The sequence below is a fragment of the Moorena sp. SIO4E2 genome (assembly GCF_010671945.1).
Lineage (GTDB): Bacteria > Cyanobacteriota > Cyanobacteriia > Cyanobacteriales > Coleofasciculaceae > Moorena > Moorena producens.
In genome coordinates, this window is record NZ_JAAHIE010000193.1 from 1 (window position 1) to 12,260 (window position 12,260).

The window sequence follows — 12,260 nt, forward strand, 5'->3', positions numbered from 1 at the left end:
ATAACTGAAGTTACCCCGTACAAATGTACTAAAGACGCCCAAAAGTGCTGTCAATTCTAGCTTATAGTGCTGTGGAACAATAGTACTACTGGGTACAGACCAGTGGGAAAAAATGCCTGAACCTATTGCTATGATTAAATTACAGCGACTTCGATTGTGGCTGGGTGTACGCTTTTGCTATTCATTTTAGCAAAACTTAGTGCCCCCGCAGCGCAGATATCCGTACCCATGTCAACCCTGGTTTTTGATCAGGGTACGCTCTAAAATGAAAAAACAAAAAAAACAAATAGATCAGCCTTAATCCCCGCGCCCATCAGGCGTACCCTCGATTTGTACCCAGTAGTACTAGTGTTCGGCATGTCAAAATTCAAGCACAGTAAGCTTTGAGGGATTGATAGTACACCTGTATGGGGGAACTTCAGCTATAAGGTTTGCCAGGGTCAATTGTGCCCAGAACATTGGCTGATCACAGATCTGTTTACTCAGATCAAGTCCACAGTCATTAGTCAGTGGTGAAGGGCAACAAAAAACCTGCTCAACCTGAGTTCGATATCAGCGATCGCTCCACGAAAGAGTCAGGGATATAAGCTTTGGGCAACTAGGGTAGATTAAGGCTTTCAGCGTTACGTTGAACTCAGGTTAAAATTCATTGTTATGTTTAACTCATAACAATGAATTTTAGCAGAGTGAGTATTTAACGGGAACTAGAACTGGTAGTACACAGCAAGCGATTCTAGGTCGGTTGTGAGTCCCCTGTTCACGTGAGTTCGAGATCAGGGTACACTCCAGAAAAAATCACGCGCAGGGATACAGGCTTTCAGAGACTAGGATAGATTAAGGCTTTCAGGGTTAGGTCGAACTCAGGTTCTTCCTATGATGACTGAAGTTACCCCTCCTCGTTGATATCCCTAGCCATAGTTTTTGAGGAGGGTCTGACCAACAGACTTACATCTGTGATGGATTTAAGAAACACGAACCGGCAGCAAATGCATCAACCATAGGGGTTTGACAAAGTCTTTCTGCCAGAGTTGGGTTTGAATTGATCGGGACACAACTGGGAGGTAAGACTCATATCAATGACCAAAATGGCAAGCAGTTCTCAGAAAGAGGATTTAAAATGGACTATCAGGTTTCTATGAGTATGAGCGTGCAACTGTGATTCCCTATGACTTTCTAAAAGCGATCGCAAATGAACACGGTGTATCTAAAGCCGAGCTGGAGGTTGTGGCTTTGGCGATGGAGGGTCAATCGACAAACGCGATCGCAAACATCCTCAACATTAGTGAACATGCAGTGCGCAAAAGACTCAGCGAGGTCTACAAAAAGTTTCCTATATCGGGTACAGGGCCTGTAAAGCTAACCAAACTGCAACAGCTGCTGGTCAATCGCTATCAGACTCATCTAGAAACCCAGGATATCTCCTCTAACTGCAGAAGCTATACCCCTATCTCTACTGTCCAATCCTCAAACCCCAAGCACATGGATTGGGGTGAGGCACCAGATGTTTCTGTTTTCTATGGTCGCACTGAAGAACTACGCCAGTTAGAAACATGGATTGTTAAAGATCGTTGCCGCTTGGTGGCACTACAGGGTATGGCAGGGATTGGTAAAACTACCTTGTCAGTGAAGCTGGCTAAACAAATTCAGGATCAGTTCAAGTATGTGGTATGGCGTTCCTTACGTCAGGCACCACGGTTAGAGGATATCCTAGCAGCACTGCTCCAATCTTTATCTGGGCCCCTAGAAACTGTAGGATATGAAACAGCAGGAGGGTTAAACCCAGTCCCTAGTTCTCAAACTACCAAGGAGCTTATCTCCCAACTAATTGAGTACTGCCGCCAACACCGTTGTTTGATAGTCCTCAACGGTGCCGAATCTATTCTACAGATTGGTACACTTGCCGGCATCTACCGAGAAGGGTATGAAGGCTATGGTGAATTGATCAGACGCTGGGGAGAAGAACCCCATCAAAGCTGTTTGTTGATTACCAGTCAGGAGAAACTCAGCGAAATTTCGTTACTTGAAGGAGAGACTTCACCTGTGCGTTCCTTAAAACTTGAAGGTTTAGGGGAAGCCGCGCAATATATTTTGCAGGAAAAAGGATTGTCTGGGCAGAAAAACTGGGACTATTTAATTAAGGGGTATCGTGGGAATCCCTTGATGTTAAAACTTGTTGCCATAACCATCAAAGAAGTTTTTGATGGCAGTGTGACCGATTTTTTGGCAACTACCCTATTTACCCATGACGTTAGTGACTTTATCGAAGAAATCTTAGATCGGTTATCAGATTTGGAACATAAAATTATATATACCATGGCTAGTCACAAAGAACCTGTAATCCTAACTCAATTACAGGATGAATTACTGGAGATATCGCCTCAGGAATTACTCAGGGCTCTGGCCTCCTTGAGACAGCGATCCCTAGTGGAGAAATCTGAAGGTGGGTTCACCTTGCCTCCTGCAGTCATGGAAGTGACTAACCAATTAATTGCTGAGCGAGAATAGTCATAATATCCCAGTTTACTAAATTTTTTAAACTATTAATAGTTCAATTTTAGAACTGGGTGATATCGAGTCCAGTTAATCAATTCGTATTCAGGTAAGTAGTTAGTTTTAAATTGTTAATGGTCAAGGGTCAATTAACAATTTACAATTAACAACAAATAATGATAAGTACTGATAAGTATTAAACTAGAAATGATCTGACCATTTTTGAATTAAAGATGCCAAATTCAAAATTCAAAATGAATAGCTTTCTAATTTTGAATTGTTGACACCTAATACCAGCACCTTAATTAATTTATGGGGTATTTTTGAATTTTGAATTGATAATTTTGAATGGCAGCGAAGCGATGTTCGAGGGAGCATGTCACTTATGCAGCAACATTAGTACGCTTATCTGGGGAATGGGGAATGGGGAATGGGGAATGGGGAATGGGGAATGGGGAATGGGTAATAGGTAATGGGTAATAGGTAATAGGGGGAGCATGTCAGAAATGCCGAATATTTTTACCATTACTATAGCCCCCTCATGGGTAATTGCTTGCTCATATGGTACATAGTTGATCTGTTCTGCAACTAATACCGGCTTATTAACATAATTTTTGTTTTTTTGTCAAGTAGTTCATTTGTTCGGCTTCTTTGACCTGCTCCCGATGTTCTACCCCCACGAATGAATTCGGGGGGTATTTTTGAATTTTGAATTGATAATTTTGAATGGTCGCGAAGGGATTGACTCAAAAAGGTTTCTATGCTTTAAATACAATAGCTGGATCAATACGAGTCACCTTTTGGATAGCGAACAAACCCGAAGTTACACACATTACCACAGTTATGCCAAAAACACCTGTGGCAGATAATGGTGTGATTAAAAGAATAATTCCTTTTGATTTAACCCATACACTCAACCCCCAGCAAAGGAGCATACCAGGCACATAACCAAGAACAGCCATCCACAATGCTTGTTCCACAATAACACTATAAATAAACCGGTCCGGTGCGCCCATCGCCTTTAGGGTACCAAACTCTTTGATATGGTCAGAAACCGAGGCGTAGAGAATCTGAGTGACAACTACCATGCCAACAATCACTCCCACAACAGCACCTAGACCCAATACAAAACCAAGACCTGTTCGCACCTGCCAGTAATTTCGGGTCTTGCGTGCCATCTCAACCTTCGTATAAGCACGAGTCCCGGGTAAAGCAGCGTCTAAATTCTGCTTGAGTTCCTCAAGATCCTGACCTAGTTTAGCCTTTACCATGATATAGGTAATGGGGTCTGTTAGGCTCAAAGGTGTAGGTTCAGGAATCTCCGACTCATCAGACTTATTCAAAGACTTTGACTTTTCGTAAATAGTGGTACACTGCAAATTATCTGAAGATTCTACAGTGCAGTTAAGCTTAGAGGTATAGCTGGTGTTGATATAGGTATTGGCATTTTCTAAGGAAGTAAATAAGAATGGGCTAGCTACAAGGGATTGACTATCTGTGGTTAAGCCGACCAATCGAGCAGGCAAGAAATTAACCGTAGCGGTATCACCGATATCTTTCACATTGAGCGTCGGTAATCTGCTTTGATCCACCATAATGGTATAAGGCTCCTTAAGGGTCTTCAGTCTACCCCGAGTGATTTTTCCGGGTTGGAACAGTGTTCCCCCTAGGTCAAATCCAATCAACGTAACAGGACTGGTATCTCCCTTAAGAGGACGCCATCGACCTGACCCCATGAGTAGTGCTTCTGCTCGCTCCACACCTTTGACTCGTTGGGCTTGATCCAGCTGATTCTTTAAAAGTGGCTCGGTTAGCTCAAACTGAACCATTCGCTCAGAACTTACCCATATATCTGCCTCCGACCCCTCAATCAGAAGAACTGTAGAGCGAGTGAACCCGTTGAGTATACCAGTTTGGATGGTGACTAGGCTAACGGCAAACATAATTCCTGCTTGAGCCACCAGAAAGCGAGGGATGTCTGCCCAGAGGTTTTTGCGAGCAATAGAGACCATAGAAGATCATGCCGAGAGAACTTTTAAGTAATATCACGTGCGAGAGCATAGAAATTGTAAGGTGTGGGTTTTTGGTCATTGTTATTTCTCCCAACCTTGGGTTCGAAGAAGACCTGATCGCAAGCGCCAGCCACGAAAACTATTCCATGGGCATACTCTCTTGATTTAAAAAGCTTCCAGAAATTAATAGGGCAAGGGTTTCATGGGTGTAGCGCGTTCTTCTGAATGCTTACAGTCAAAGTCATAAAGCCAGTGTAACTCATAGACTTTTAATTAACTAACATTAACTAACCAGTAAATTTTTGTAAATCCCTGCCAAGATGGCAACATGGCTCAGTGGCAAGAGTCATACATTTCAGTAGTTTTCTGGCATAGAAGGTCATAAATAATCAAAAACTTCGGTCAATGGGTAAATACCCCATAGTCTATATCGTGTAATTTGTGTAAACTCACGGATACATCAACCTCATAAAATTCTGTAGCATTGAGCTAGCAGTTACCTGATCAATCATAGGTTACTTGTGCATCTCGGTGAAAGTCTTTAACTGTTCCCGGTGTTTTTTCTTGCCTATGGTTAAGAAAGCCTCTTCCCAATCCGCAAATTATTCCGGTAATGGCAGCACTAGGACAATCAGTTTTGCTGACAACGGCAATCAGGTAAACCAAAGGCAATGATGGCGATAGAACAAAATTATCCTCTAATTCCAATCAAAGAGTTTACTTCCGTCAAACAAGCTGGGTTGTTTGAAATTTTGAAGCAGCCTCGGTTTAGCGGTCAACTCATTCTTAGTGATCCTAGTAAACAAGAATGGATATTTCACATTTATATGGGTCGCCTCATGTATGCTACCGGAGGGACTCATCCAGTGAGACGGTGGCGTAGAAACCTACTCATTCACTGTCCTCAGACATCTGCTCAGCTTTCATCACTGCAAGAGGATCTAGCTAATACCAATTGGGAAGATGTCAATGTCTGTTGGGACTATCATTTACTATGCCTATGGGTAGATCTGCACAAGGTTACCCGTGATCAAGCTATCAAAATGATTCAGTCTGTCATGGTAGAAATACTTTTTGATGTTACCCAAGGCATGCAGATCACCTATCAAATCAAACCAGATTCCTCATCATCATTATCATCATTCTTTAAACCACTGGTCTTGATTGACGCAGAGCAAGTCATCCATGAAGCTGATGAACTTTGGGAAGCTTGGCAAAGTGCTCGTGTAGCAGACCGCTGCCCTAATCGGGCACCAATTATCAGGCAGCCCGAACAACTGAGAGTTAAAACATCCCCTCAGGCTTATCAAACTATGACCAAGCTGTTGAATGGACAATATACCCTACGAGACTTGGCCATACTAATGAAACGGGATGCTAGGGCAGTTACTCTCTCCATTCTGCCTCACCTGCAATCAGGATTAGTGGAACTGATAGATATTCCGGATTTACCTGCTCCAGTTTCACTACCTCCGAACGAAACATCGGTCAAAATTGTACCTGAGCAGAAACCTTTGATTGCATGTGTGGATGATAGTCCCCTGATCTGCCAAAGCATGGAAAAAATTCTTACCTCAGAAGGCTATCGCTTTGTGGCTATTAATGATGCACTTAGGGCGATCGCTACTTTGTTAGCTACTAAGCCAGAGTTGATATTTTTAGATCTGGTCATGCCCAATGCTAATGGCTATGAAATTTGCGGTCAATTGCGCAGGCTCTCCTTTTTCCGCAATACTCCGATCGTAATTTTGACCGGTAACGACGGCATCATCGACCGTGTGAGAGCGAAGATGGTTGGCTCCTCAGATTTTATGAGTAAACCCATCAATCCTGAAGAAGTATTGAGCGTTATCATTAAACATCTTAAACAAGTTAATTATAATTGACTAGATAGCCGAAATTTAAGTGTTTACAAAAAAATATGTTTAAACACTTGCTTACTTGATTATAATTTTAGAGTTATTTAAATCGGATAAAAATGGTTACCGCATTAATTGTTGAAGATTCATTAACTGATCTAGAAATTTTCAGAGGTTATCTCAAGGAAAATGGGTTTAATGTATTAACTGCCCATAATGGCTCAGAAGCCCTAGAAAAAATTAGCAGTAATCAGCTGGATTTGATTGTCCTTGATGTTGTCCTTCCGGATCGCAGTGGTTTTGAAATTTGTCGAACCCTTAAAAATGAAGCTAAGACAAGCCAAATACCTGTGATAATCTGCTCCACCAAAGATACTGAAATGGATAAATTTTGGGCGTTGAAGCAGGGAGCAGATGCTTACCTGTATAAACCTGTTGATAACGCAGAACTCCTAAAAATCATTAACCAACTGGTCAAGGGCTAAATCTGAGCTATAAAGAAAGAGAGATCATCATGGTATCCAAGTTTGTCCCAGCATTAGCTTCCCCGTCATCAGCCACTGAAACTGCTGCGAATGAAATTAGACAGCAGTTTCTGCGGTTTCATCTGGTACCTGATACTACTGCTTTAATGCCAATTAATCAGCTGACTGAAGTGCTGACCATTGCTGTTGGTCAAATTATTCCAATTGCCCATATGCCACCTTGGGTGATGGGTGTTTACAACTGGCGGGGTGAAGTTCTTTGGATGGTCGATCTCGGACACATTGTCGGACTAACTCCTTGGCATCAGCAACCGGTAAATACATCACACTACACCTCCTTAGTGTTGCATATCCAGTCTCATGATCCTAAGTCCATTAAATACAACCAAATGCTAGGGTTGGTCGTCAACCGGGTAGAGGACATTGAATGGTGCAATCCCGATTTGATTCAACCTCTGCCATCATCAAGCCTGAATCCTGAATTGGCAAAGTTTTTACAGGGATATTGGCTGAAACATGGTGGTGAAATGCTAGTAGTTTTTGATGGCAAACTAATTTTTGATACCAAGTTTTAATCCTACTATTCAGCGACGGTAACCTGAACGTATTATTCCATAATCAATCATCACAACTAATTATAGATGATGATTCGTTAATTACTTATAACGGTAATAAAAAAAATACTGGGATAAAAAATAAGTGTTTTATAAAAAATAAACGAATACTTTTCATTATAATAATAATGCCAACAATACAAATAATAATGATATGGTAAAATCCCAAAAGGCGCTGGTTAAGACACTCTTGCCTGAGTCAACTATTCCTAACGTTAAATTGCGGGTTGTTCAAGAGTTAACAGAAACTGATACCGAGGTAAACCATTTGCCAGACCAAGATATCAACCCAGGAGATCAGCTTCTGGAACTGGTTAAAACTGAAAAAAAAAATCAGAAGAATAAAAATACTCTCAGCCGCCAGTTGTTGACAACGATTATGCCAACGGTATTGATTCCTCTGACTCTGGCTAGTCTAGTAAGTTACAGAATTGTTCACGACCATGACAAAGAGCGAAATAAATTACAGCAGCAGGAGCAAGCTCTAATTGCTGGTGAAGCAGCTAGCCAACTGATTAAGGATACCTTTACCGTACCAACCTTATTAGCTAGTAATCCTTTAGTCATCAAGGCAGCTCATGCTGGTAGCAAAACCGCAGAACAGCAAGAACTTCAGAAACTGGCTATTCACGAGATTGAATTACGTTTTCAAAACACAAAGCTCCTCCAACCCAATCCACAACTCAATAGTTACTTAAAGAAAATCGTCAAGGATGTAGGTCTAGGGGAATTATTTGTCACTGACCGCTATGGGTACAACATTGCTTATAGTAATCTCACCTCTGACTTTGTGCAAAGGGATGAAGACTGGTGGCAACAAGCCAAGCGTCAAGGGCGTTGGGTCAGTGAACTAGACTTTGATGATTCAGCTAATGTCTTTGGTTTTGATCTAGCTCAGGCAATCAAGGATCCTCAATCAGGAGAATTTCTTGGGGTGATTAAAGCTGTGCTACCCATGAATCAATTAGAGCAACTGTTCCCTTATCTAGAACATATCGGATTGATGGGTTCCCAACAAGTGCAGCTGATAGACACTAGCCAAGGCATGGTAATTAGTACCCTCACCCCTGAAGGTAGTCTGGATGAGGAGGAGATCATTGGAGGTGAAGCAGTTTGGGAAATTGCTAAGTTTTTAGTCCAGGCACCGACCCAGCTAACTATTAATACTAAGCAAGACTTCAATCGCTTCAAAGCTAAGTATTCACTAAAGGAAGCAAGACTTTCGACCTATACGAATAAAACGGGAAAGCAGGTAAAAATTGTTTACTTCCTCTATAAAGATAAGTTCTATACCATTGTGACTAACCCACAAACGGATTGGGTATCCGTTGCTTCCGTGGACAAATCAGAACAGCAAAACGCTGGTAATGAGTTAATCTTAGCGTTTGTCTTTATAGCCCTAGCCTTGGGAGCAGTGATTCTGGTAGTTGTTCTGCTTTTATCCCGCCGCCTATCTGCTCCTCTAAGTCAATTGTCTGATACAGCCAAGGAGGTGGCTGCGGGTAATTTAGATGCGATTGCTCAACCGAGTGGTACCGCAGAAACCCAAACCCTGGCTCACACCTTTAATAAACTAGTAGCCCGGATTAAACTTCTGGTACAAGACCAAAGCCTTGAGGCTAAGCGTGCTAAGCAACTGAAAGACATTACGATTCAGCTAACTCAAGCCCTTGACCTCCAAGAGATCCTGGATATGGTAGTGCGAGGGAGCCGACAAGGGCTGGATGCGGATCGAGTGGTTGTCTATCGCTTTGACCCCAATGGGAAAGGTACTGTCATTGCTGAATCCCTGGCTGCGGGTTGGCCCCAGGCTCTCGGTGCGGAAATTGCTGACCCTTGCTTTGCAAAGAATTACGTGGATAAGTACATCCAAGGTCGAGTTAAGGCAACACCCAATATTTATGAAGCTGGTCTGAACCGGTGTCACCTGAAACAGTTAGAACCCTTTGCGGTCAAAGCCAATTTAGTTACCCCGATTCTCGTTGAAGGGGAACTCTTAGGCTTATTAATTGCTCACCAATGCAGTGAACCTCGGACCTGGCAAGCCTCAGAAATCGATTTCTTAACCCAAGTAGCTAACCAAGTGGGAGTAACCCTTGACCGGATCAACCTCTTGGAACGGCAAAGAATTGCTGAAGCCGAGCAACGGACGGCTAAAGAGCAGCTTCAAAAACGAGCACTGGAATTGCTGATGGAAGTAGACCCAGTTAGTAAAGGAGACCTCTCGATCCGTGCCCGTGTAACCGCCGATGAATTGGGAACTGTTGCTGATTCCTACAACGCTACCATTGAAAGCTTGCGCAAACTTGTGGTGCAAGTGCAACAGGCAACCAAGCAAGTTACCACCACCACTACTCAAGATGAAGCAGCGATTCGAGAACTATCCACAGAAGCCTTGCGACAGTCGGAGGAAATTACTGCAGCCTTACAACGAATTCAAGACATGACGACTTCAACTCAAGCTGTGGCTGCCAGAGCCTCTGAAGCTGAAGCTGCAGTCAAACAAGCGGCTCAGACAGTCGAAGCTGGGGATACTGCTATGAACCGCACTGTGGAAGGCTTTATGGCGATTCGGGAAACTGTAGGCAGCACTGCCAAGAAGGTCAAACGTCTTGGGGAATCGTCCCAAAAGATTTCTAAAGTAGTTAACCTGATTAGTAACTTTGCAGCTCAAACCAACTTGCTAGCCTTAAATGCTTCTATTGAGGCAGCTCGTGCTGGGGAAGAAGGTCGAGGCTTTGCGGTGGTTGCTGATGAAGTGCGAGCCTTAGCCCATCAATCAGCAGAAGCAACGGCAGAAATCGAAAAAATTGTGGCACAAATCCAGATGGAAACCAATGAGGTGGTAGCTGCCATGGAAGCTGGTACTGAACAAGTGGTAGGAGGCACAAAACTGGTGGATGACACCAGGCAGAGTTTGAATCAAATCACTGAAGTAATGGTCAAGATTAATGAGTTGGTCGAAGCGATCGCTACCGTAACTGTTGAGCAAACTCAAACAAGCGTTTCAGTGACTCAGACTATGACTAATGTGGCAGCGATCGCTAATCATACCTCCATAGAAGCGTTGCAGGTATCCCACTCTTTTAAACAACTGCTTACAGTTGCCGAGCAACTGCAAGATAGTGTAGGCAAGTTCAAGGTGAGTTAGTGTTCTTAGTCAATTTTTAATTTTTAATTTTTAATTTTTAATTTTTAATTTTTAATTTTTAATTTTTAATTTTTAATTTTTAATTCTTAATTGCCATTTTCAAAGCAACTGTGATCTCAACAATATTGACTGGAAATTATATGGCTGTAACTCCTGAAATTTTTCAGTCACCCCGAGTTAGGCAATGGTGGCAGCGATGTCCAAATCCTGGACGTCTTGACAAGGATAAACTACCTATTTTTAATTAATTAATTGGGCGTATTCCATGACTAAAATCCCTCCTCATAATAACTCCCTTAAGGATAACAATGGTCACCAGATTGATACTAATTATATTAAGTTATCAGATAAATTATCTGATAATTTTTCAGAAAATGGTGATAATGGCAGCTACCAAGCTTTGCTTCTGTCAACATTTACTCGGAAAACTAAACTGGGTAAATCACTGCTACTACCCCAATTAATCCAGTCAAAGGTTGCACCAGCCCACAAACTTCCATCTTTATTTTTTCAATGGTTTTATAACCTTCCTATACAAAGGAAGCAGCTTTTCGCCCTGTTGACGTCAGAAGTGATCTCCGTAGTTGGCTTAGCAGGTGTGGGGGCTTTTTTGATTGTTACAGGAGGTCGTGCTCAGTTAATCAACCAAGCCACATCAGAATTGGCGGTTATGGATATTATCTATAATATCAAAATTAATCAGATGGGGTTTGGCTTTCGGGGACAAACTCACAATAGCGCAATTATTCAAGCGGTTCAAACCCATGCTCAAGGCAAACCCTTAACCCCCGGGTTGTTCAAACAAGTGAAAGATATTCTCCAGCAAGAAATCCAGACTCGTAGGATTGAATATGCCACGTTGGTTGGAAAGGATCGGCGAATTATTGTCAATGCTAATGCTGATCGAACTGGGGAGTTTTTCGATCCCAACGACTTAGTCAGTCAGGTTCTGGAAAATCCTCAGCAAATTAAAACCAGTGAACTAGTCAGCTGGTCTGAGCTTGCTAAAGAGTCTCCCTTTCTACCTGCTGGGATTGTCCAGCAAAACAATCTCTTGATTCGCTACACCGTGACACCGATTAGAGCCACCGACACAGGAGCAGTTTTGGGAGTATTGGTTTCTGGGGATATTGTCAATGGCAAGCTGCCTATCGTCGAGGATACCCTAAAGTCTTTTGGGGGAGGTTATAGTGCGGTATATCTACGTCAAGCCGATGGTCAATTCGTCTTGGTAACTGCCTTAGATCAGGGTGAAAGTACCAATTTAGCAGAAGCTCAACCGAACGTCTTCTTGCCCGATACCCCTTTCCTGAATCAAGCGGTAACAGCTCAGGGTAATCCGATTACCAAACGCATCAATATAGGGAGACAAACCTATACAGTCGCTGCCAAGACGCTAAATAATTTTAGTGGTAAGCCAGTTGCCCTTTTGGTAAGGGGAACCTCAGAAGCTCAACTCAACTTCCTGCTCAGCAACAAGCTACTCCTACAGTTGGTAGTAGTCATCTTAGCTTTAACCGCTAATCTATTACTAGCTATTCTTCTAGGACGAGCCATTACTAAACCTATCCAGCAGCTACAAAACTTAGCCGAGCAATTTGCTCAAGGGTCACGCCAAGTCCGAAGCAATCTGATCACTAACGATGAGA

General features: G+C 42.6%; 9 protein-coding genes. 7 read left to right on the top strand and 2 right to left on the bottom strand.

The genetic code is table 11. The annotated features are described in order from the left end of the window. Nucleotides 1-1,155 precede the first annotated feature (1,155 nt). The gene (locus F6K37_RS19500) at nucleotides 1,156-2,505 is read left to right on the top strand and encodes a helix-turn-helix transcriptional regulator (protein WP_008186501.1); all 1,350 of its coding nucleotides are present in this window, start codon (nucleotides 1,156-1,158) and stop codon (nucleotides 2,503-2,505) included. Nucleotides 2,506-2,838: 333 nt separating this feature from the next. Next, on the top strand, nucleotides 2,839-2,970 hold the full coding sequence (locus F6K37_RS19505) for a hypothetical protein (protein WP_287251651.1): 132 nt from the start codon (nucleotides 2,839-2,841) through the stop codon (nucleotides 2,968-2,970). 278 nt (nucleotides 2,971-3,248) lie between these two features. Here F6K37_RS19505 and F6K37_RS19510 read toward each other — a convergent pair whose 3' ends face one another. Beyond that, a complete protein-coding gene (locus tag F6K37_RS19510) occupies nucleotides 3,249-4,502 on the bottom strand; it encodes an FtsX-like permease family protein (RefSeq protein ID WP_008186500.1) in 1,254 nt (417 codons plus the stop codon). A 504-nt stretch (nucleotides 4,503-5,006) separates the two neighbouring features. Then, nucleotides 5,007-5,168, bottom strand: a complete 162-nt coding sequence (locus tag F6K37_RS19515; RefSeq protein ID WP_287251652.1) for a hypothetical protein — start codon at nucleotides 5,166-5,168, stop codon at nucleotides 5,007-5,009. 5 nt (nucleotides 5,169-5,173) lie between these two features. On the opposite strand from F6K37_RS19515, the gene F6K37_RS19520 reads away from it, so the two are divergent. The 5 genes from F6K37_RS19520 to F6K37_RS19540 all read left to right on the top strand — a co-directional run. Then, nucleotides 5,174-6,388 (top strand): response regulator, encoded by a 1,215-nt coding sequence (locus tag F6K37_RS19520; protein ID WP_008186497.1) that lies wholly within the window; start codon nucleotides 5,174-5,176, stop codon nucleotides 6,386-6,388. A 92-nt stretch (nucleotides 6,389-6,480) separates the two neighbouring features. Further along, the gene (locus tag F6K37_RS19525) at nucleotides 6,481-6,846 is read left to right on the top strand and encodes a response regulator transcription factor (protein WP_008186495.1); all 366 of its coding nucleotides are present in this window, start codon (nucleotides 6,481-6,483) and stop codon (nucleotides 6,844-6,846) included. Between the two features lie 29 nt (nucleotides 6,847-6,875). After that, complete coding sequence (locus tag F6K37_RS19530; RefSeq protein WP_008186493.1) at nucleotides 6,876-7,421, top strand: chemotaxis protein CheW; 546 nt, start codon at nucleotides 6,876-6,878, stop codon at nucleotides 7,419-7,421. A 193-nt stretch (nucleotides 7,422-7,614) separates the two neighbouring features. Then, nucleotides 7,615-10,611, top strand: a complete 2,997-nt coding sequence (locus F6K37_RS19535) for a methyl-accepting chemotaxis protein (RefSeq protein ID WP_008186491.1) — start codon at nucleotides 7,615-7,617, stop codon at nucleotides 10,609-10,611. Nucleotides 10,612-10,876: 265 nt separating this feature from the next. Beyond that, nucleotides 10,877-12,260 (top strand): cache domain-containing protein (locus F6K37_RS19540; RefSeq protein ID WP_287251654.1); only part of this gene is annotated, 1,384 nt, incomplete at its 3' end.